This is a genomic window from Burkholderia ubonensis, assembly GCF_902833085.1.
GTDB lineage: Bacteria > Pseudomonadota > Gammaproteobacteria > Burkholderiales > Burkholderiaceae > Burkholderia > Burkholderia ubonensis.
On sequence record NZ_CADFEB010000003.1, the window covers coordinates 159,140 to 179,626 of the forward strand.

General features: G+C 67.1%; 17 protein-coding genes. 12 read left to right on the plus strand and 5 right to left on the minus strand.

The genetic code is table 11. The features are described from left to right. The first annotated feature begins 245 nt into the window (after positions 1–245). The 8 genes from HWX31_RS08595 (at position 246) to HWX31_RS08630 (ending at position 11,545) form a co-directional block, all read left to right on the plus strand. Entirely contained in the window at positions 246–674 is a 429-nt protein-coding gene (locus HWX31_RS08595) for a DUF4399 domain-containing protein (RefSeq protein WP_059615484.1), read from the plus strand. Between the two features lie 42 nt (positions 675–716). Then, the gene (locus HWX31_RS08600) at positions 717–1,142 is read left to right on the plus strand and encodes a DUF4399 domain-containing protein (protein WP_059657421.1); all 426 of its coding nucleotides are present in this window, start codon (positions 717–719) and stop codon (positions 1,140–1,142) included. Positions 1,143–1,468: 326 nt separating this feature from the next. Beyond that, positions 1,469–2,896, plus strand: coding sequence for an efflux transporter outer membrane subunit (locus tag HWX31_RS08605; RefSeq protein ID WP_174959351.1), 1,428 nt, complete (start codon positions 1,469–1,471; stop codon positions 2,894–2,896). A gap of 191 nt (positions 2,897–3,087) precedes the next feature. Further along, the gene (locus tag HWX31_RS35155) at positions 3,088–4,956 is read left to right on the plus strand and encodes an FHA domain-containing protein (RefSeq protein ID WP_174959178.1); all 1,869 of its coding nucleotides are present in this window, start codon (positions 3,088–3,090) and stop codon (positions 4,954–4,956) included. Beyond that, positions 4,934–6,343: a beta-barrel domain-containing protein gene (locus tag HWX31_RS08615; RefSeq protein WP_244143687.1), complete on the plus strand. Its 1,410-nt coding sequence runs from the start codon at positions 4,934–4,936 to the stop codon at positions 6,341–6,343. Before HWX31_RS35155 ends, HWX31_RS08615 begins: the two co-directional genes overlap by 23 nt. 31 nt (positions 6,344–6,374) lie before the next feature. Beyond that, the gene (locus tag HWX31_RS08620; RefSeq protein WP_059657389.1) at positions 6,375–7,127 is read left to right on the plus strand and encodes a peptidylprolyl isomerase; all 753 of its coding nucleotides are present in this window, start codon (positions 6,375–6,377) and stop codon (positions 7,125–7,127) included. Positions 7,128–7,145: 18 nt separating this feature from the next. Then, the gene (locus tag HWX31_RS08625) at positions 7,146–10,217 is read left to right on the plus strand and encodes a peptidase domain-containing ABC transporter (protein ID WP_174959176.1); all 3,072 of its coding nucleotides are present in this window, start codon (positions 7,146–7,148) and stop codon (positions 10,215–10,217) included. Continuing rightward, on the plus strand, positions 10,214–11,545 hold the full coding sequence (locus tag HWX31_RS08630) for a sigma-54 interaction domain-containing protein (RefSeq protein WP_174959174.1): 1,332 nt from the start codon (positions 10,214–10,216) through the stop codon (positions 11,543–11,545). The genes HWX31_RS08625 and HWX31_RS08630 overlap by 4 nt, the downstream gene beginning before the upstream one ends. Before the next feature lie 25 nt (positions 11,546–11,570). On the opposite strand, the gene HWX31_RS08635 is transcribed toward HWX31_RS08630, so the two are convergent. Together HWX31_RS08635 and HWX31_RS08640 are read right to left on the minus strand one after the other, a co-directional pair. Next, positions 11,571–12,341 (minus strand): PP2C family protein-serine/threonine phosphatase, encoded by a 771-nt coding sequence (locus HWX31_RS08635; protein ID WP_174959172.1) that lies wholly within the window; start codon positions 12,339–12,341, stop codon positions 11,571–11,573. A gap of 34 nt (positions 12,342–12,375) precedes the next feature. Continuing rightward, positions 12,376–12,660, minus strand: coding sequence for a hypothetical protein (locus HWX31_RS08640; RefSeq protein WP_042585400.1), 285 nt, complete (start codon positions 12,658–12,660; stop codon positions 12,376–12,378). Between the two features lie 555 nt (positions 12,661–13,215). Here HWX31_RS08640 and HWX31_RS08645 point away from each other — a divergent pair. Together HWX31_RS08645 and HWX31_RS08650 are read left to right on the plus strand one after the other, a co-directional pair. Then, positions 13,216–13,686, plus strand: coding sequence for a lecithin retinol acyltransferase family protein (locus HWX31_RS08645; protein ID WP_174959170.1), 471 nt, complete (start codon positions 13,216–13,218; stop codon positions 13,684–13,686). Between the two features lie 42 nt (positions 13,687–13,728). Further along, positions 13,729–13,971: a hypothetical protein gene (locus tag HWX31_RS08650; RefSeq protein WP_059615470.1), complete on the plus strand. Its 243-nt coding sequence runs from the start codon at positions 13,729–13,731 to the stop codon at positions 13,969–13,971. A 30-nt stretch (positions 13,972–14,001) separates the two neighbouring features. On the opposite strand, the gene HWX31_RS08655 is transcribed toward HWX31_RS08650, so the two are convergent. Continuing rightward, entirely contained in the window at positions 14,002–14,220 is a 219-nt protein-coding gene (locus HWX31_RS08655; RefSeq protein ID WP_174959069.1) for a hypothetical protein, read from the minus strand. Positions 14,221–14,516: 296 nt separating this feature from the next. Here HWX31_RS08655 and HWX31_RS08660 point away from each other — a divergent pair, with 296 nt between their 5' ends. Continuing rightward, positions 14,517–16,607: a serine/threonine protein kinase gene (locus tag HWX31_RS08660; protein ID WP_174959168.1), complete on the plus strand. Its 2,091-nt coding sequence runs from the start codon at positions 14,517–14,519 to the stop codon at positions 16,605–16,607. 19 nt (positions 16,608–16,626) lie between these two features. On the opposite strand, the gene HWX31_RS08665 is transcribed toward HWX31_RS08660, so the two are convergent. Both HWX31_RS08665 and HWX31_RS08670 read right to left on the minus strand, forming a co-directional pair. Beyond that, positions 16,627–17,085, minus strand: coding sequence for a (2Fe-2S)-binding protein (locus HWX31_RS08665; protein ID WP_174959166.1), 459 nt, complete (start codon positions 17,083–17,085; stop codon positions 16,627–16,629). Then, positions 17,013–19,397: a xanthine dehydrogenase family protein molybdopterin-binding subunit gene (locus tag HWX31_RS08670; RefSeq protein ID WP_174959164.1), complete on the minus strand. Its 2,385-nt coding sequence runs from the start codon at positions 19,395–19,397 to the stop codon at positions 17,013–17,015. The genes HWX31_RS08665 and HWX31_RS08670 overlap by 73 nt, the downstream gene beginning before the upstream one ends. A gap of 340 nt (positions 19,398–19,737) precedes the next feature. On the opposite strand from HWX31_RS08670, the gene HWX31_RS08675 reads away from it, so the two are divergent. Further along, the gene (locus tag HWX31_RS08675) at positions 19,738–20,484 is read left to right on the plus strand and encodes an SDR family oxidoreductase (RefSeq protein WP_174959162.1); all 747 of its coding nucleotides are present in this window, start codon (positions 19,738–19,740) and stop codon (positions 20,482–20,484) included. The last annotated feature ends 3 nt before the right edge of the window (positions 20,485–20,487 follow it).

A 20,487-nucleotide genomic window follows, 5' to 3' on the forward strand; every position in this document is an offset into this window, starting at 1 on the left:
TTTACATATGGAACGCACATGCGTTGCCACGATGCCGGCCTGCGGCGGGCGCGGGCACGGCCAGGACACATTCAAGATAGCACGCGCATTCGGCGGCGATCACCGGAACCACCCGAGGTTCGTGAAAAAAACAGACATGCGCGCACACGCATCGATCTGTGCCTTCCCGCCGATTACATCCTAAGCTGTTAGACACGCTCCACTGTCCGACGCCGCGCGCCGCCACCAACGCGAGGAGCAATACGATGCGAAGAAGGGCTACGCTGTTGGTCATGGCCGCCACCGTCCTGGCGCCGAGGATCGTATTTGCCGCGGGGCGCACGCCTTCGCCGCCCGGCGCCGAGGCGTACATCATCTGGCCGTCGGACGGTGCCACGATCACGGGCGGCAAGTTCTGGGTGCGCATGGGCCTGCGCAACATGGGCATCTGCCCGAAAGGCATCGAGCGGCCCAACGTGGGCCATCATCATCTGCTCATCGATGCCGATCTCCCGCCGCTGGACCAGCCGATACCGTCGGACCGGAATCACCTCCATTACGGCGCCGGTCAGACCGAGGCGCGCATCGAGCTTCCGCCCGGCAAGCACACGCTGCAGCTGCTGATGGGCGACCACGATCACGTGCCGCACGATCCGCCCGTGTATTCGAAGAAGATCACGATCACGGTCAAGTAGCGCGGCATGCCGCGCCCGCCGCACGAACCGGGAACCGACGCCATGAACAAGCTCATCCTCTTCGCCGCTGCCGTGGTGCTGCTATGGACGGGTGCGACGACCGCCGAGACCGGCGCGCATTCCGCGAAGGCCATCGTCTACATCGGATGGCCCAACGACGGCCAGGTGCTGCCGGCCGGACGTCCGTTCCGGGTGTGGTTCGGCTTGCGGGACATGGGCGTCGCGCCGTCGCACGTGCAGTTTCCGAACACGGGCCACCATCACCTGCTGGTCGATACGGACCTGCCGCCGATGGACCAGCCGATTCCGTCCGACCGGAATCACCTGCATTTCGGCGCGGGCGAGACCGAAACCACGCTGGAGCTTCCGCCGGGCAAGCACACGTTGCAGCTGTTGATGGGCGACGCCAACCACGTGCCGCAAAATCCCCCCGTCTATTCGAAGAAGATCACGATCTACGTGAAGTGACGTCGCGCACGTCGAGCGACGATCGCGCGGCGACGCTGTCGCCCATTGCGTGATCGGCGCGAGTGTCTGTGCATTCCCGACATGCCGAGCCGGAACTGTCGGCGGCGACCCGTCACGCATCGTTGATCCGTGTGCCGCCCACGCATCGCCCCAACCCCCTTCTTCCTCGCCCGGACCCGCATCGGCCAGCCGCCCGGCATGCTTCCCGCCGATCCCGCGAGCGGCTGGCACATCCTATGCAGGATGAGATGCGCCGCGTTCCTCCGAAGGAGTCGACCGTGAACACCCGCCTGTCGCCGACCGCCACGCGCAACCGCCGCGGTCTCATGCGTTCGCTGGCCCGCCTTGCCGGTTCCGCCGGTGCATGCGCGGCGTTGCTGTCCGGCTGCATGGATCTGAACATACCCGCCTACCAGCGCCCGGAAATGCCGGCGAAGGCCACGTGGGCGCACGCGCACGGGCCGGTATCCGCGTCGGATGCGGTCAATCCGGAATGGTGGAAGAGCTTCGACGATCCGACTCTCGATGCGCTCATCGACAAGGCCATCGCGGGCAACGTCGACATCAAGGTGCTGGCGGCCCGCATCGGCGTGGCCGGCGCGCAGGTCGGCGAAGTCCAGGCGGGCGCGCTGCCGAGCGTCGACCTCGGCGCGGGCGCGGACTTCGAGAAGAGCACGCATCAGAAGCTGTCGAAGACCTACAACCTCGGCAGCCAGGTGAACTGGGACATCGACATCTGGGGCAAGGTCGAGAAAGGCGTGCAGGCGCAGAAGGCCGAATTCCACGCGACCGAGGCCGACTGGCGCGCAGGCTACCTGACGCTCGTCGCCGACGTGTCGAGCACGTACTTCCGGATCCTCCAGTTCGACGACCAGATCGAGCAGGAGCAGCGCACGCTCGACAAGAACCGGCAGATCCTCGCGATCTACCAGTCGATGTTCGCGAACGGCGTCGCGCCGCAGACGGAAGTGCTGCGGCAGAGTGCGGAGATCAACGGGCTGGCGAACGAGCTGATCGAGCTGCACCGTTCGCGCGACAACGCCGAGAACGCGCTCGCGACGCTGCTGGGCGTGCCGGCCGGCGAATTCACGATGCCTGCCGGTCATCTCCGGCAGCGCGTCAAGCTGCCGGACGTGCCGATGGGGCTGCCCGCGCAACTGCTCGCGCGCCGGCCGGATGTCGTCGCCGCGCAGTTTCGCGTGCTCGAATCGTATGACGAAGTGGGCGCGGCGAAGCTGGCGCAACTGCCGTCGATCAGCCTGACCGGGCGCGGCGGCACCGCGGCGTTCGCGCTGTCGGACCTGTTCAAGGCGTTCACGTTCAGCTTCCTGCCGAGCCTCAACCTGCCGATGTTCGACCCGGGCGTGCGCGCGCACATCAAGACGACCGAGGCGCAGACCAAGGTCGCCGAGCAGCAGTACCGGCAGACCGTGTTCACCGCGTTCAAGGAGGTGGAAAATGCACTCGTCGATCTCGACGCGCACAAGCGGCAGCGCGTGCAGCTTCAGCAGCAGGGCGAGCGCCTGCGCAGCGTCGCCGCACAGGTCGAGGCGCAGCTCAGGGAAGGGCTCGTCTCGCAGCTCGAGGTGCTCGAATCGGAACGTTCGGTGGCGTCCGCGGAGCTCGCGCTGCTCGCCAATCATCAGCAGATTCTGAGCGACACGGTCACGCTCTACAAGGCGATCGGCGGCGGCTGGCGCGCGGTCGAAATCTCGAATGCGAGCAGCGAGCCGGCCGGCCACGCGATGCAATGAACACGCCAGCCCTGCGTAGCCGCGCGATCGGCGTCGGCCGATTGACTACCGTCATCGGTCGCCTAAACTTTTTTCACGCTCTTGTTGCCATGTGCGTTGGCGGAGCGGCTTCACTATGGTGGTTCGCAAGCGCGTCGCGTTTCCTGCGCCGCGTGCCCATTGGCGGGCGCATGTCGATCGTTGGCCGAATCATGGTTCCAGACGCCGCTTCGATTGCCGAGAAACAGGCCGCGCTCGATCGGCAGTTCGACATCGTGCTCAAGCCGGCTTCCCATCCGGAGCTGAGCGAGATCCGGATCGACAACGCGCTGTTCGCCGTCGGGCGGACCAACACGCCGTTCGCGTCCGCGCGGCCCGAGCTGGTGGCCGACCTGTCGCGCCGGCATGCGCGCATCTTCTTCGAAGGCAGCGCGGCCTATGTCGCCGATCTCGGCAGCAAGAACGGGACGGCCGTCAACGGCGTCGACGTCGGCGACAAGCCGCACCTGCTGCGCGACGGCGACGAACTGCGCTTTGCCGGCACGCTGGCGTACCGCGTCGCGTTCGTGCCGCGCGCGACGCATCGGCCGGCGCGGCCGGCCGTCGTCACGCTGTCGCCGGAGCGCGGCGATCTCGGCCTGCAACCGGTCATCATTACCGCGTTCCCGTTCCTCGTGAGCAAGACCGACGACACGTTCGCGTGCTACCGGAACGCGTATCCGCATCAGGTGAACTACCTGTCGCGCCGTCACGCGCATATCTACATGCAGGACGGCGAGGTCTTCGTCGAAGACCTCGGCAGCACGAACGGCACGTTCGTCGACGGCCGTCGGCTCGACGAGCATGCGGTGCCGCTCGGCGACGGCGCGCTGCTCGCGTTCGGCGGCGATCACTTCGTCTATCGCGTCGGCGTGCAGCGCGAGCCGGCGCCGGACTCCACCGTGACGGCCGCGTCGTCGCCCGGAGCCGGCGCGAATGCGGCCGCCGTGGACGCCGATCGGACGACCTTCGTCGATACCGCACATTCGTTCCTCGACATCTTCTGCACGGTTCCGGCCGTTCAGCAGGACGACGAAGTCAACCCGCATGCCGCGCATGGCGCCGCCGAAACCGCGCATGACGCGCGCCGCCGGCGCGGCAGGTTCGAAGTCTTCCTGTCGGAGCTGAGCGAGGCGTTCGGCGGCAGCGGGCACGTGAACCTGCGCCGGCTCGGCTGGTGGAGCGGCGCGCTGCTGGCCGCGCTCGTCGTGCTGCTCGCGACGCTGTATTTCCAGGACGCGCCGCTGCGCGACATGCGTTCGCTGCTGGCGCGCGGCGACACCGTGCACGCGGCGCAGCTCGCCGACCGTTATCTCGCAAACCATCCGGACGACACGGCGTTCCTCGCGCTGGGCACCGAGGCGCTCGTCCGCTCGACCGTGCCGGACTGGATCGCCGCGATGAACGTGCGCGCCTTCGAGCGCGCCCGCGCCGTCGTGCAGGACATGCGCACGCTGGCGCGCCACAACCCCGACGCACGGCCGCTCGTCGACGAAGTCGCGTGGATCGGCGAGCTGCAGGCGTTCGTTGCCGGACGCGGCGGGCCGGACGCGCCGATCCGCATCTACCGCGACGAAGCGCCGATCAAGGCCTTGACCGGCCGCTGGAACGACGACCCGGGCGCGCATCAGCGGCTGCTCGACCGGATTTCGTCATACGTTCCCGCGTTCGCCGTGCCGTATGCCGACGCGCTCAGCCAGGTGCGCAAGCTGCAAAGCGACAACTCCGTCTACGTGGCCGCGCTCGAACGCTTGCAGCGCGCGATCGCGTCGGCGCTCGACGACGACCGGCTCGACGGTCTCCCGGCGCAGCTCGCCGATTACGAGCAGCGCTATCCGCGCCTCGGCGGCCTCGACGCCGTGCGGGCCGACCTGCAGCAGTACACGCAGTTCGAAAGCGACGCGCGGGCCGGGCGCGGGCCGGCCGTGCTGGATCGCCTCAGGCAGTTCCGCTTCGCGACGCCGCCGTTCGCCGCGCATGCCGCGACGCTGGAACGGCTCGCTTCCTCGGGAGGGCGCGGTGAAGCTCGACAGTCTCCTTAAGCGCGCGCGGCAGGCGGCGCCGCCGGAGCCGCCGCGCTCGCTCGGCGAGGCGCTGGAGGATCACAGCGCCGAAGGGATCGCGATCCTGACGGCGCGGCCGTGGCGGCTCACGCAGGCGACCATCATCGCGATGGTGGGGCTCGTCGTGTGTGCGCTGTTGTGGTCGTTCGTCGGCCGCGCCGACGTGATCGTGACCGCGCAGGGCGCGCTCGCGCCGGAATCCGAGGTGCGCCGCATCTACGCGCCCGTCGACGGCGAGCTGGTGGACATCTACATCGCCGAAGGCCAGCCGGTCGAGAAGAACGACGTGATCGGCCGGATCAACGCGCGCGGCGCGATCGAGGCGGCGACGAATGCGCTCGATGCGCGGCTCAAGCTCGACGACGCGGAGCGCGAATGGAAGCAGTTTCCGGACAAGAAGCAGCTGATGGAGCGCAAGGCCGACGCGCTGAAGCAGCAGATCGAGGTCGAGGAGCACCTGCACCAGAACCGCATTGCCGAAGGCACGAGCAAGCTCGCGCAATCGCAGCGCGCGCAGATCGACGAAGCGCGCAGCAACATCGACAACGCGCGCCACGCGCTCGATCTCGCGAAGGACGAACAGGACAAGTACGCGCGCCTGTTCGCGCTGCCGGGCGGCGGCGGCGTGTCGCAGAGCCAGGTGGAGCAGAAGCGCAGCGCGTACCTGCAGGCCCAGGACAGCTACCGCGTCGCGCAGGCGCGGCTCACGCAGCTCGAGGCGCAGCAGAGCCACGAGTTCGCGCAGGCGAAGGCGCAGCTCGAAGGCAGCGGCGAGACGCTGGCCGGGCTGCGCATCCAGTACGACGCGACGGTGCGCGACATCGCGAACACCGAGGAGAAGCTGCGCCTGCAGGTGCAGACGGCGCGCCTCGCCGCGGATGCCGCCGCGCGCATCCGCTTCGAGAACATCGACAAGGACAATTTCCTGCTCGTGCTGGCGCCCGCGTCCGGCGTGATCACCGATGTGACCACGACGCAGCCCGGCGACAAGATTCTCGCCAACACGCCGCTCGGCAGCATCGCGCCGTCGGATGCGCGGCCGGTGGTGAAGGTCGCAATCGCGGAGCAGGACCGCGCGTTCCTGCACGAAGGCTTGCCGGTGAAGCTCAAGTTCAACGCGTTTCCGTATCAGCGCTACGGCGTGATCGACGGCACGCTCGAATACATCTCGCCGGCGACGAAGCCGCAGGCGCAGACGAAGGAACCCGTCTACGAAGGCCGCGTGGCGCTGGCGCGCGACGCGTACCTGATCGCCGGCACGAAGTACCCGCTGCGCTACGGGATGACGGCCACGGCGGAAATCGTGGTGCGCGAGCGGCGGCTGATCGGGTTCGCGCTGGACCCGTTCAGGCAGATCGCGGGCTGATGGACAAGGGAAGGGGATCAAGGGGAACGAGATGACGGCAATAGTGCGTATCGACGACGACGTGATCGGCACCGACGACTTCATCCGCGTGCTGAAGCTCAGCGGGCAGTTCGAGGGCCTCGTCGAGCAGCAGGTTCGCGACCGGCTGACGGTGATCGCGGCGAGGAAGATGGGCATGCAGGTGAGCCCGGCAGAAATCCAGGAGCGCGCCGACCAGTTCCGCCGCGTGCGCGGCCTGCACCGCGCCGCGGACATGAACCGCTACCTGGACGTGTTCGGCATCAGTCTCGACGAGTTCGAACGGTTCATCACGGACACGCTGTACCAGGAGAAAACGTTCGACACCGTGTGCAGCGACGCGGCCGTCGAAGCGTACTTCAAGCTCAATTCGCCGAAGTTCGACAGCATCGAGGTCAGCCACATCGTGCTCGATTCGGAAGGCAAGGCGCGCGAGATGATGGCGACCCTGGAGGACGACCCGGACTGCTTCGGCGACATGGCGCGCGAGCATTCGATCGCCGACACGAGCGAGCGCGGCGGCGTGATCGGCAAGGTGCTGCGCGGCTCGCTGAAGACGGATATCGAGGCCAAGGTGTTCAACGCGCACGTGGGCGACCTGCTCGGGCCGTTCGCGGCGCCCGACGGCTCGTTCTTCGAGATCTTCTCGGTCACCGCGAAACACCCGGCCGCGCTCGACGCCGACGTCGCGTCGGAGGTGCGCCGCCTGCTGCGCGAGGAATGGCTCGCCGAGCGCGCGCAGGAACACATCATCGAGGCACGCTGAACACGGAGAACCGCACCGATGGACGCACCAGCCCCCGCTCCGGCCAGCACCCCGTCGCTCGCGGAGTTTCTCGCGTCGGTGGAGCCGCTGTCGCTGTTCTCGCGCGACGAACTCGATCGCCTGGCCGCGCATGCGCAGGTGCGCACCTACGCGTTCGGCGACACCGTCTGCAACCATGGCGATCCGGCCGAGGGCCTGTATGTGCTGCGATCCGGGGCCGTGCGCCTGATCGCCGACGAGCGCGGCAAGGAAACCAGCGTCGGCGTGCGCAAGGAAGGCGAAGTATTCGGCGAAATGGCGATGCTGCGCGACTGCTGGCACGAGGTGTCGGTGCGCGCGTCGAAGAAGACCGAGGTGCTGTGCATCCCGCGCAGCGCGATCGAGCCGATGCTGCGCGACAACCCCGCCGCGCAGGCATTCGTGACGAGCTATGTCGCGATCAGCTCGGCCGGCGGCTTCGTGACGCGGCTGTTCGACCTGCGCGGCAAGCTGACGCGCGCCGAGCTCGAGGAGTACGTGTCGAGCGTCGGCGTGAAGCGCGTCGCGGCCGGCAAGGAGATCGTCCGGCAGGGGCCGGGCGGCGACCTGCGGCTGTATGTGGTGCGCCAGGGCGAGGTGAGCGTGTCGTGCCACGAGGACGGCAACGACTATCCGCTCGCGACGCTCGGCGCAGGCGAGATCTTCGGCGAGCGCGCGTGCCTGCTGCGGCAGGAGCAGGCGGCGACCGTCACCGCCGTCACCGATACGCGCCTGCTCGTCATTCCGGAAAAGACCGTGCACTTCATGCTCGAGCGCAACCCGAAACTGCGCGAGGTGCTCGAGGAGCGCATCCGTTTCGTCGATCAGGAGCTGCAACGGCAGAAGAAGCTCGCCGAGCGGCGGCGCCACCCGCTGCAGATCGACATCGGCGCCGACGCCGCGTTCGGCGAGCGCATGATCAAGCGTTTCGTGCTGGTCGAGCAGGCGGAGGAAATGGATTGCGGGGCGGCGTGCCTCGCGATGATCTGCCGTCACTACGGCATCGCGATGACGCTCGGCAAGCTGCGCGATCTCGCGAACGTGACGACGCAGGGTGCGACGCTCGACAGCCTCGCGCGCACCGGCGAGGCGGTCGGCTTCGCGACGCGCGGCGTGCAGTGCACGTACGAGGCGCTGCTCGGGTTCGACCTGCCGTTCATCGTGCACTGGGAGGGATACCACTACGTCGTCGTGTACGGCGTGTCGAAGTCGTGGGTGCGGATCGCCGATCCGGCGCTCGGCTTCAGGAAGCTGAGCGTCGAGGCGTTCGAGCGCGGCTGGAGCGGCACCTGCCTGCTGTTCACCGCGAGCGCGACGGCCGCGGCGCCGGTCGAGTCGCGTTCGCCATGGGTGCGCTTCATCGGCTACCTGCGTCCTTACAGGAAGATCCTCGCGCACCTGTTCCTGGCGACGTTCGTGATCCAGGTGCTGGGCGTCATCCCGCCGCTGATCATCCAGAGCGTGCTGGACGGGGTGATCGTGCACCAGAACGTCAGCCTGCTGCACCTGCTGATTGCCGGGCTCGTCATTTCGCACGTGTTTACCCAGCTCATGACCACGATCCGCGCCCATTTGTCCAACTTCATGGTGCGCAGTCTCGACTTCGCGATGATGTCGCAGTTCTACAAGCACACGATGTCGCTGCCGTATTCGTTCTTTGCGCGCCGCAAGAGCGGGGACGTGTTCGCGCGCTTCCAGGAAAACCAGACGATCCGGGCGTTCCTGACGGAGTCCACCGTGACCACCGCGCTCAATCTCCTGATGATCTTCATCTACTTCACGATCATGTTTCTCTACAACGTGAAGATGACGCTGGTGCTGATCGCGTTCGTGATCCCGATCATGGCGCTCACGGCGCTCGCGACCCCGAAGCTGAAAGGCTATGCGCGCGAGGTGTTTGCCGCGTCGACCGATGCGAAATCGCTGCTGATGGAGACGCTCGGCGGCGTCGAAACCGTGAAGGGCATGGGCATCGAGCGGTCGGTGCGCCTGAAGTGGGAGCGCAAGTATGCGAAGGCGCTCGACGTGCAGTACCGCGCGCAGGCATTCAATATCCTGGTGGCGCTCGGCGGCCAGCTGCTGAATGCGGCGACCACGATCGTGATCCTGTGGGTCGGCGCGAACCTCGTGCTCGCGCATGAACTCAGCATCGGGCAGCTGATCGCCTTCAATGCGTTCATGGGCAGCGTGCTGGCGCCGCTGATGGGGCTCGTCGGCATGTGGAGCCTGATGAACGACGCGGCGGTGGCGATGGAGCGGCTCGGCGACGTGCTCGACATCGAGCCCGAGCAACGGCCGGCCGAACTGGCTTCGCGCGTGCTGCTGCCCGACCTGCAGGGCGACATCAGCTTCGACGGCGTGTACTTCCGCTATGGCGGCAACGAGACGCCTTACGTGCTCGAGAACATCAACTGCACGATTAAGCGCGGCGAGATGGTGGCGATCGTCGGGCGCAGCGGCTCGGGGAAAACCACGCTGGCGAAGCTGCTCGTCGGCTTTTATGCGCCGACCGACGGCAAGATCGTGGTGGACGGCTACGACATGAGCGCGATCGACAAGGCTTACTACCGCGCGCAGATCGGCTACGTGATGCAGTCCAACCTGGTGTTTTCCGGATCGATTGCCGAGAACATCGCATGCGGCGACGCGAGCCCCGACTGGCGCCGCATGGAGGAGGTGGCCCGGATGGCCGACGCGCATGCCTTCATCAGCAAATTGCCGCTCGGCTACGAGCAGGTGGTGGGCGAGCGCGGCGTGGGCCTGTCGGGCGGCCAGATCCAGCGGCTTTGCATCGCGCGCGCGCTGTATCACGACCCGCGCCTGCTGGTGTTCGACGAGGCGACCTCGTCGCTCGACACGCAGTCGGAGAGCAACATCCTCGCGAACATGCACGAGATCCTGCAAGGGCGCACGGCGGTGATCATTGCGCACCGGCTCAGCACCATCATGCGGGCCGACAAGATCCTGGTCCTGTACGAAGGCGCGATCGTCGAACAGGGCTCGCACGACGAGCTGGTCGCCCTCAAGGGCATGTATTACCAGCTCGTGCAGAAACAGCTGGGCACATCATGAAACTCTTCGACCCGCACGGATTCGGCAACTCCGCGATTTCGTATGCCGGCCTGCTCGAGAAGATCGAGATCCTGCGCTCGATGCTGCGCTGGGCGCCCAGGCTCGAACGCGCGGACATCGAGAAGCTGCTCAACCAGGCGAACGTGCTGCGTGACGACGTGATGCAGATGTCGCGCAAGGAGCGCTTCGTCGAGGCGGCGGTGGCCGCGCCGCAGACGTCCGATGCATCCGACGCGCCCGACGCGACGGAACCGCCCGCGCCTGCGGCGCACCGGCGGCGGCAGGCGCTGATCGAGCGCAGTTTCATCTTCGAAGGGATCTTCGGCGACAACCCGAAGCTGCTCGCCGCGCTCGAAATCGCCGAAAAGGCCGCACCGACCGACCTGCCCGTGCTGATCGACGGCGAGAGCGGCACCGGCAAGGAACTGATGGCGAAAGTCATCCACGCGAACGGGTCGCGCGCCGACAGGCCGTACATCTCGGTGAACTGCGGCGCGATTCCCGACAACCTGCTCGAATCCGAGCTGTTCGGGCATCGGCGCGGCGCGTTCACCGGCGCGTCGAACGATCGCAAGGGCAAGTTCGAGAGCGCGCACACCGGCACGATCTTCCTCGACGAAATCGGCGAGCTGCCGCTGTCGGGCCAGGTCAAGCTGCTGCGCGTGCTGGAATCGCACGAGATCCAGCGGGTCGGCTCGGACGAGCCGATTTCCGTCGATACGCGCATCGTCGCGGCCACCAACAAGAACCTGCGGCAGTTGAGCGAACAGGGGCTGTTTCGCGAGGACCTGTTCTACCGCCTGAGCGTCATTCACCTGACGTTGCCGGCGCTGCGCGAGCGTCGCGACGAAATTCCGCTGCTGCTCGCGTACTTCGGCGACGAGGCGGCGGGGGCGCTCAAGCGCAGGCCCATCAGGACGACGCCGAAGCTGCGCGACTTTCTGCTGACTTACGCGTATCCGGGCAACATCCGCGAACTGCGCAACCTCGTCTACCGTCTGTCGTGCCTGGCCGGCGAGGTCGCGGACATCGAGCACCTGCCCGAGGACATCCGTCCGAAAGCCGCATCGGCGCTCGTTCATGCGACGGAAGACGGTACGCCGCCGGGCAGGCCGCTGTCGCTCAGCGACGCGAAGCGCGCCGCGAGCGACGAGGCGGAGCGTGCGTTTCTCGAACGCGGGCTGCAGGAGACCGGCGGAACCGTGGCCGAGCTGGCGCGCCGTTGCGAGATGAACCGGTCGCACCTGCAGATGCTGCTCAAGAAGCACGGCATCCGTTCGAAAGCGTTTCGTCATCCGGACGGCACGACGCCCGACAAGGACGCGTGAACGCAGCGCGCGCCTGCTTGTCGGTTCAGCTTCGCACGGCTGGATTGGCGAGCGTGTGGTCCGACGCATCGGGATCGTCGGCGCGGATCACGACGGCGGTGACGTTGTCGCGTCCGCCCGCGCGCAACGCGAACTCGACGAGCGCGTCCGTGGCGCGCGCGCAGTCGCCGCACGCGAGCGCGGCCGAGATGTCGGCTTCGTCCATCTCGTTGCTCAGACCGTCGCTGCACAGCAGGAACATGTCGCCGTCGCGCACGTCGATGCGTCGCTCGTCGAGATGCAGCCGCTCGGCGGCGCCGACCGCGCGCGTGATCAGGTGCTGTGACGGATGATGGCGCGCCTGCTGGGCGCTCAGGTGGCCCTGCGCCTGCAGTTCCGCGACGTGGCTGTGATCGAGCGTGAGCTGCGTCAGCCGCGCGTCGCGGTACAGGTAGATCCGGCTGTCGCCGGCCCAGAGCCAGCCGCATTGACGGCCGCTCGCCAGCAGCACCGCCACCGTGCTGCCGATCATGCGTACGCCGCGCTGGGCGGCCGATTCGCGCAAGCCGGCGTTGACGGTGTCGAGCGCGGCGCGTGCGGCGTCGATGAAGTCCGCCAGCGTGGCCGGGGCGGTGAGCCGTTCCAGTGCACGCACGATGGTCCGGCTCGCGAGGTCGCCGGCCGAATGGCCGCCCATGCCGTCCGCAACGGCCCACAGGCCACGCTGCGGCAACGCGAGGCAGTCGTCTTCGTTGATCTCGCGAACCCGGCCCACATCAGTGCGTGACGCCGAAGTCCATTGCAGTTCTGCGCTCACGGCGCGCCATTCCTTTCATTAGCGTGAACAGCCACTAGGCGAGCCGGTTCCTGCCGTCCGCGCCGACCCCGACCACGATGTTCGAACCGGCCGCCGAGTTCGTGACGTCGATGTTCTGGATCTGGTTGAGAACCTGGTTCGCGTAGAACGTGTTGTACGTCTGATAGAGATTGACGACGGGCCCGAACGCCGGAGCCGGCGGCGCGTAGGGCTGGATCCAGCCGAATACCCACGGCGCGCCGGCGCCGCGGATGAACGACATCGTCTTGCGATCGATGTCGCGCTGCATGTGAAGGTCGGTAATCGCGAGCGAGGTCATGATGCGTCTCCGAATGGGGGCTGGCCGACGGACCGGTACCCGATACGTGCAAACCTCGTGCCATGCGCGACGCAACCCGCATGCGTTGCCCGAGTGCGTGCATCGATCCGGCGAGCGCCGCACACAGCAAGGCACGGCGTGATCGACACGCGTTGCTTGCATGCTAGTGCGTCGCGGCCTTGTCCCGCAATGGTTGTGTGCGGGCCAACAGTTGCGCGCGCCGACGTAGCCGCGCAACCGACACCTGCGCCGGCGGACGCAGACGGCTGTCCGGCGCGCCGACTGGTGCTGTCGCACCAACAAAATCCCCGTCGAATGGTTGGCCGCGCGACGACAGCGCGGCGTTCGGCTCGCCGGGCGTTTCCCGTCACGCCTGGCGCGACGGGCTCCGGACGATTGGCACGCTTGATGCAGGTTAGTTGGCAACCGGCTAACCCTTCGGCAACACGGGCGGCCGCCAACCCGCAGACGGAGCCAGTCATGGAACGCGACCTTCAACCAGTGAACAGCGCAGTGTCCCGCACGGCGGCTGGTGCTGCGGAGGCGATCGCGCAAATGGCTGCGCCGTCCGTCGGCGACGCGGCGCTGCCGCTCGGCGCGCACCTGGTTTCCGATCGCTCCGGATACAGCCATCACGGCATTTATGTCGGCGACGGGCGCGTCGTCCACTACGCGGGGCTTTGCGCGTCGCTGCATCGCGGCCCGATCGAGGAAGTCACGCTCGAACGCTTCGCCGCCGGTCACGCGGTGCGCATCGTTTCGCATCCGCACGCGGCCTACGCGGGGCATGCCACGGTGCTGCGCGCGCGTTCCCGCCTTGGCGAAAACCACTACCGCCTGCTGACGAACAACTGCGAGCACTTCTGCACGTGGTGCGTGGAAGGAACGGGCCACAGCGAGCAGGTCCGCACGTGCGTCATGCATCCGCGCACGGCGCTTCGGTTCGCGCTGTCCTTCTGCCGCGCGTTGCTCGTGGCGCGGCGGGCGGGCGGACGGTGTGCGGCGGCCGCGATCGCAGCCGCATGAGCGACGTCCCGACGCGTTCGACATCGCCACCAGGGGGCTCAAATGAACGGAACCGGATCATCCCTGCGCATGCAGGTCGACAAGTGGCTCGCGCCGAGCGCGTTCGTGCCGGCACGCGTCGTGCGTTTCAGCCGGATGGCTGCGCAACGGCGCCGCTATGTCTGCGTCGAGGCCGCGCATCCGGCCGGCACGATCGCGATCTTCTTCTTTCGTCACGACGACGGCTCGTGGTGCGTGTTCCCGCCGGCCGACCGGCGGCTCGCGATGACGACGCGAGCGGCCTGACCGTGCATGCCGAGCCCAGGGGATTGTCGGTCAACGCAACAGCGTCGGACGCGCGCTGGATGTCGCTGCTTCGGCCACCTGTGCAGGCGTCGATGCAGCTATTTTTGCATCGGTGTGCAGATACGGGAAAGTCCGCGGCGCGAGCATCGTCTGATGCGCGCGGACCATCGCGCCGCCCGTGATGGCGGCCATCGCCTGCCGGTCGAGGTCGACGCTTTCGGGAAGATCGTTGATGACGAGCACGCCCATGGTTGGCTCCGCGAAATCGGAAGGGAGAAGGGCCGCCGCGCGGCATCCTGCGATGCGCCGGCGTGCCGGGAATCTGTTCAGTATAGGTTTCGCGGCACGGTCGCGTGCGCGCTGCCGATCTAGTCCCGGCACTGATTGCACAAGGCATTGGCGCAGACTAGTATGATTTGTTAGACATCCTGTCGGAAGGCCGGCGGCCGGTGCGGCGCGCAGCCGAATTCGTCTGACGATGGCGTGGTGGCGCCGCGAGGCGCCGATGCGGGTCGGCAAGCTGAGGCTGAGTAGACGGCATACGAATGATGAGCTTTACGCAGCTGATTCAAACCTTCCAGAGCGGGGCGCTGTCGCGGGACGCGTTCTTCTCGGAGATCGACCGGGTGCTGGCGACCGACCGGGTCGATTGCGCGCAGCTGCGCGAAGTGCTCGACCAGACGCAAACCACGCAGCCGCTGTCGGACGAGATCTATGCGGAAGTGCTGAAGCGCATCGAACGGTATCGCGACAAGACGGCATCCGCCGGCGACGCAACCCGGATCCAGGAGAGCCCGCTTCACGCGGAGGCGCGTCCGGGCACCCCGCCCGGGCCGTCGAGCGGTGCAATGTTCGTCGACGGCGAGCGCGTGAAAGGGATCGGCGATACGCTGAACGGGCGCTTCGTGCTGGAGGAGTGCCTCGGTGTCGGCGGGATGGGCACCGTGTACAAGGCGCTCGACCTCCGCAAGCTGGAGGCGTCGGATCGCAAGCCGCACATCGCGATCAAGGTGCTCAACGTGCAGTTTCGCGGCCAGCCGACGTCGCTGATCGCGCTTCAGCGTGAAGCCCGCAAAGCGCAGACGCTCGCCCATCGCAACATCGTCACCGTCTACGACTTCGATCGGGACGGCCCGCTCGTCTACCTCACGATGGAGTATCTGTCGGGCAAGCCGCTCAGCAAGGTGCTGCGTGCGCCGGGCTTTGCGGGCATGCCGCTCGATGCCGCGTTGCCGATCATCGCCGGCATGGGGCAGGCGCTGGCGTATGCGCATGAACGCGGCTTCGTCCACTGCGATTTCAAGCCCGCCAATGTGTTCCTCACCGACAGGGGCGAAGTGAAGGTGATCGACTTCGGGATTGCCCGCGCATTCCAGCGGCGCGACGAGGACCCCGACGTGACCGTGTTCGACCCGGCGAGCCTCGGCGGCATCACGCCGGCCTATGCGAGCCCGGAGATGTTCGAGCATCTCGAACCGGACCCGCGCGACGACGTCTACGCGCTCGCGTGCGTCACCTACGAATTGCTGACCGGACGCCATCCGTTCGATCGGCTGTCGGCCACCCAGGCGCGCCATGACCACTTGCGGCCCGCGCGTCCGCCTAATCTCGATCGCGCGCAATGGCGAACCTTGAGCGCGGCGTTGTCGTTCGACCGCGCGACGCGCACGCCCGGCGTCAACCCGTTCCTGGAGGGGATGGGCGTATTCAAGCGCCGCACGCCGGCATCGGGCGCGCGCGTCGGGGCGGCCGTGGGCGCTTGCGCGCTGGCGGCGATCGCCGCGCTCTGGTACGGCTACCACGCGCTTTCGCGCAGCGGCGAAAGGCGCACAGCGGCGGACACGCTCGCGCAGGCGCCTGCAAACGGAGGGAATGCCGCGAACACGGGCGCCGCGGCCGGCAGCGCGCCCGCGGCCGCCGTCCCTGCTGCTGCCAGCGTGCCGCCACCGCCGGCGCCGGCGATCTCGCCGGCATCCGTGATGGCTGCGCTGGCGCGCATCCCGTGTTCGGCGCTGGATGCGTCGGTGCAGGATCACGTGCTGCAGGTGCGGGGGTATGCGGAATCCGGTGTCGGTGTCGCGCGGGTGCGCACTGCGCTCGGCGGCATGCCGGGCGGGCAGACGGCGAATCTCGACGTGCGTCCGATCGATGCCCACAATTGCGAAGTCGTGACCGCACTCGCGCCGTACTGGCGATCGAATCGAGCGTTGCCGCACACCGCGTCGATCCGCACGCGACCGCCTGATGCGCGTCTCGCGGAAGGCAACCCACTGGTCATCGACATCACGACACCCGCTTACGACTCGTACGTGAACGTCGATTATTACGTGCTGAACGGGAGCGTCGTGCATCTCGTGCCGAGCAGCCACGCACGCGACAACCAGGCGCCGCCGAATTACTCCGCCACGATCGGCAGCATGGGCGACTGGGTGATCGGCAAGCCTTTCGGCACCGAGATGATCGTGCTCCTCGTCACGCCGGCGCCGCTGTTCGACGGGATGCGCCCGCCCTCCGAGCCGCGCGCCGCCTATCTCGCGGCAGTCGATCGGCAGTTGAAACAGTTCGAGGCCAGGTACGGCGCGGAGCACGTCGCCGCCGATTTCGTCCAGATCACGACGCACCCCAGCGGCAATTGATCGAGCGGATTCGTCCGTGTCAGCGGACAAGCGACTCGGCCGCCTTGTGAATGGCCATGCGAATGCGGGGAAACGTGCCGCACCGGCATGCGACGTTCTTCATCGCTTCGTCGATCTGGCGGTCGTCGGGGCGCGGGCACCGCATGAGCAGGGCCGTGGCGGCGACCAGCTGGGCGCTCTGGCAATAACCGCATTGCACGACGTCGACGGCGATCCATGCGTCCTTCAGTGCTCGCGCTTCGACGCTGTCGAGTCCTTCGACGGTCGTGATGCGCGCGCCGTTCAGCGTGCCGACCGGGATCTGGCAGGCCGGCACGGCCTGATCGTTCAGCAGCACCGTGCAGGCGCCGCAGATCCCGACGCCGCAGCCGAACTTCGTGCCGGTCAGCTTCCGTTCGCACCGAATCACCCAGAGCAGCGGGGTGTCGGGCTCGGAATCGACGTGAGCGGTCTCCCCGTTGATACGGACTGACACCATCGGTCGTCTCCTTGCTGAGGCTGGGGCGGCTTGACGAGTGGCAGCGTGCGGTGGCGCACGCCCGTGAGCGCATACAGCGCATTCGCCACGGCCGCTGCAATCGGCGGCGTGCCCGCTTCGCCGACGCCGTGCGGCTCGGTCCCGCCTGTCATGACTTGCGTGACGATCTCGGGACACGTTGCCATGTTGACCAGCGGGTAGCTGTCGAAATAATGCTGCGCGACCTGTCCGTTCTCGATCGTGATCGCCTGCTCCAGCGCGGCCGACAATCCGAAGATGATCCCGCTTTCCATCTGCTGCTCGACGAGGTTCGGATTCACGGCCAGCCCGCAGTCGATCACGCAGAACACGCGCGTCACGCGAAAGCCGTCACCTTCCTGCCGCACTTCGGCGACTTGCGCGACCACGCTGCCGAACGCTTCGTGCATCGCGATGCCGCGTGCGCGCCGCGCGCCGGTCTCGTCGCGCCACGCCGGCGGCGAACGCCAGCCGGACAGCGCGGCGAGCGCCCGCAGCACGGCCGCATGGCGCTGGTGCGCCGGCTGCTTCAGCATGTCGAGGCGAAACCGGATCGGGTCTTTCCGCGCCAGCACGGCCATCTCGTCGATGAAGCTCTCGACGAAGAATGCCTGATGCGAGTGCCCGACGGAGCGCCAGTAGCCGACGGGAACCGGGAGCGCCACCGTATTGTGCTGGACGTGAACGTTGTCGCATTCATAGGGCTGGTCGAATGCCCCTTCCGCCGTGGTGGCGTCGGGCAGCAGCTTCGCGGCGATGCCCGGCATGCCGAAGGTGCGGGGCATCGCCTGCGCGCTGACCGACTGGCTCGCCGATATGCCTTTCCATGCGATCAGCCGGCCGCTCGCATCGATCGCGCCGCTGTATCTCGCCACACCGGCCGGGCGGTAGAAGTCGTGCGTCATGTCCTGCGGGCGCGACCAGATCGTCTGCACGGGGCGCCCCTTCGCGTGGCGCGCGATGGCGGCGGCCTGCGCGATGAAGTCGACTTCGAGCCGGCGGCCGAATGCCCCGCCGATCAATTGCTGGTTTACGACCACCTTGTCTTCGTCCAGATCCAGCAGCGCCGCGACAGCCTTGCGCGCCAGCATCGGAATCTGCGTGCCGACCCAGATCGTTGCCGTGTCGTCATCGACCCGCACCGTGCAATTCATGGGTTCCAGCGGCCCGTGAGCGAGATAGGGCGCTTCGTACTGCGCGACGAACGGCTTCGTGCGGCCCAGCACGGCATCGGCGTCGCCGGCGGCGTAGAAGACGTAGCGGCCCGCGTCGCCGTCGAGAGCGCGCGTCAACGCCGCGCGGACATCCGCGGAATTCACGTCGGCAGCCGGCCCATGGTCCCAGGTGACCGACAACTGGCACAAGGTCCGCATCGCGATGAACGGATTGTCCGCGATGACGGCAACGCCTCCGGTTCCGCCGTGGTATGGGTCGATCCTGAAGATGCCGGTCACGCCTTTCAGGCTGGCGACCCTCGACTGGTCGAAATCCAGCGCCCTTCCGCCAAGCGTCGGACACATCGTGACGCTCGCATACAGGAGCCGGTCCGGAAGCGCATCGATGCCGAAACGCGCACTGCCGTCGAGCTTCGAGCGCGCCTCGATGCGGCCCAGCCGTTTGCCGACGAGCGTGAACGTCTTCGGGTCCTTGAGGTCGACATGCGTCGGGCGCGGCACGTCGCGTGCGAGCTGGACGAGTTCGCCATACGTCGCCGAGCGTCCCGATCGGTGCAGCACCCGGCCGGCTTGGGTCTCGCATTCCGCGGCGGGCACGCCCCAAAGCTTCGCCGCGGCGCCGCGCAGCATGACGCGGGCCGTGGCGCCCGCCTCGCGCATGGGCCGCCACAGATCGATCATGCTCGTCGATCCGCCCGTCGCCATCGAACCCGCAGAGCGTGCTGCGCGGCGCGCCAGCGCCTCCATGCCGCGCGCGAGCAGGCCGTCGTCATCGGGGCGAAACGGAAGGCCCTCGGCGAGCGTTTCACGGTCCTTGTAGATCGTGTCGAGCGGGGACATGACGATGCGGACCCGGGACCAGTCCGCATCGAGCTCTTCCGCCAGCAGCATGGCCGCGCCGGTATGGACGCCCTGGCCCATTTCGGCTTTGCTCATGACGATCGTCACGTCGTTAGCGGAACTGATCATCACCCAGCCGTTCAGCGGCACGTCGACGCGCGACATCGCCAGCTGCGCGGGTGTCGCCAGCCGGTCGTCGGGACGCCGCCATGCCCAGCCGATCGCCAGCACGCCCGCGGCGCCCGCACTGCCCAACAGGAAGGTTCTGCGCTTCAACATGATGTGGCCTGCCGACATGTGGCGATCGAGTCCTTGTAGCTGCAATCACCAATATTAGTCACTGGCATCGGCGACTGGGAACCTGAATATGATGCGCGTTTGAAACACATGCTGAAAACCCGGCCTGCCGCGGCCGGGTGAATATGCCGATCTCGCTCGGCGCCGAGCGTCTCGCGGCCAATCCCGGACAGGTTGACGTTTTTTGAGGGATATACGACCTTTGAGCCATTCGCTTCAAGTTCCATACTTCGCGTGGAAGATCAAGCACGGAACAGCGCACAAACGCGATTGCGTTTTGAGCTTTCGGCCCGATCAATCACGACTTGGAAAGGAATGGAAGATGAGGCTCAAGAACAAGACAGTTTTAATCACGGGCGGTACCAGTGGCATCGGTCTTGCAACCGCCAGGCTGTTCATTGCGGAAGGCGCCCGAGTGGCGGTCACGGGTCGCGATGATGCCGTGTTCGAGCGTGTGAAGGCCGAGCTTGGCGAGAATGCGGTCGTTCTCAAGGGCGACGTACGTTCGATCAAGGACATGCGGGCGATCGCCGCGCAGGTAAAAGAGCAGTTCGGCGGCCTGGATGTCGTGTTCGCCAATGCCGGCTGGGCTTTCCCGTCCCCGGTCGACGACATCGACGACGAACTCTATGACGAGATCATGGACATCAACGTCAAGGGCGTGGTGTTCACGCTTCAGGCGGTGCTGCCGGACTTGCGGGAGGGCGCCTCGGTCATTCTCAATACATCGTTCGTCGCGCAGACCGGCAAGCATGGCATCTCGTTGACTGCGGCGGCGAAGGCCGCGGTGCGATCGCTGGCCCGTAGCTGGTCCTACGAGTTTCTCGGCCGGAAAATCCGCTTCAACGCGATCGCACCCGGTGCGATGAACACGCCGCTGATCACCAAGTGGGGCATGTCCGACGAATGGGTTCGCGACCGTAAGGCCGAGTTCGCCGAAGCCATTCCGGTGGGCTACATGGGCAAGGCCGAGGACGTTGCCTACGCGGCACTCTATCTCGCCAGCGACGAATCCTCCTACGTCGTCGGCACCGAACTGATCGTCGATGGCGGTGCTTCGCAGCTTTGAGCC

What these genes read in the sequence shown, in the direction of transcription:
- HWX31_RS08595 (WP_059615484.1), top strand. Translation starts at nt 246, where the DNA reads ATGCGAAGAAGGGCTACGCTGTTGGTCATGGCCGCCACCGTCCTGGCG.
- HWX31_RS08640 (WP_042585400.1), bottom strand. Translation starts at nt 12,660, where the DNA reads ATGACCTCGCTCGCGATTACCGACCTTCACATGCAGCGCGACATCGAT.
- HWX31_RS08620 (WP_059657389.1), top strand. Translation starts at nt 6,375, where the DNA reads ATGACGGCAATAGTGCGTATCGACGACGACGTGATCGGCACCGACGAC.
- HWX31_RS08625 (WP_174959176.1), top strand. Translation starts at nt 7,146, where the DNA reads ATGGACGCACCAGCCCCCGCTCCGGCCAGCACCCCGTCGCTCGCGGAG.
- HWX31_RS08670 (WP_174959164.1), bottom strand. Translation starts at nt 19,397, where the DNA reads ATGTTGAAGCGCAGAACCTTCCTGTTGGGCAGTGCGGGCGCCGCGGGC.
- HWX31_RS08650 (WP_059615470.1), top strand. Translation starts at nt 13,729, where the DNA reads ATGAACGGAACCGGATCATCCCTGCGCATGCAGGTCGACAAGTGGCTC.
- HWX31_RS08675 (WP_174959162.1), top strand. Translation starts at nt 19,738, where the DNA reads ATGAGGCTCAAGAACAAGACAGTTTTAATCACGGGCGGTACCAGTGGC.
- HWX31_RS08600 (WP_059657421.1), top strand. Translation starts at nt 717, where the DNA reads ATGAACAAGCTCATCCTCTTCGCCGCTGCCGTGGTGCTGCTATGGACG.
- HWX31_RS08630 (WP_174959174.1), top strand. Translation starts at nt 10,214, where the DNA reads ATGAAACTCTTCGACCCGCACGGATTCGGCAACTCCGCGATTTCGTAT.
- HWX31_RS08645 (WP_174959170.1), top strand. Translation starts at nt 13,216, where the DNA reads ATGGCTGCGCCGTCCGTCGGCGACGCGGCGCTGCCGCTCGGCGCGCAC.
- HWX31_RS08655 (WP_174959069.1), bottom strand. Translation starts at nt 14,220, where the DNA reads ATGGGCGTGCTCGTCATCAACGATCTTCCCGAAAGCGTCGACCTCGAC.
- HWX31_RS08660 (WP_174959168.1), top strand. Translation starts at nt 14,517, where the DNA reads ATGATGAGCTTTACGCAGCTGATTCAAACCTTCCAGAGCGGGGCGCTG.
- HWX31_RS08605 (WP_174959351.1), top strand. Translation starts at nt 1,469, where the DNA reads ATGCGTTCGCTGGCCCGCCTTGCCGGTTCCGCCGGTGCATGCGCGGCG.
- HWX31_RS08665 (WP_174959166.1), bottom strand. Translation starts at nt 17,085, where the DNA reads ATGGTGTCAGTCCGTATCAACGGGGAGACCGCTCACGTCGATTCCGAG.
- HWX31_RS35155 (WP_174959178.1), top strand. Translation starts at nt 3,088, where the DNA reads ATGGTTCCAGACGCCGCTTCGATTGCCGAGAAACAGGCCGCGCTCGAT.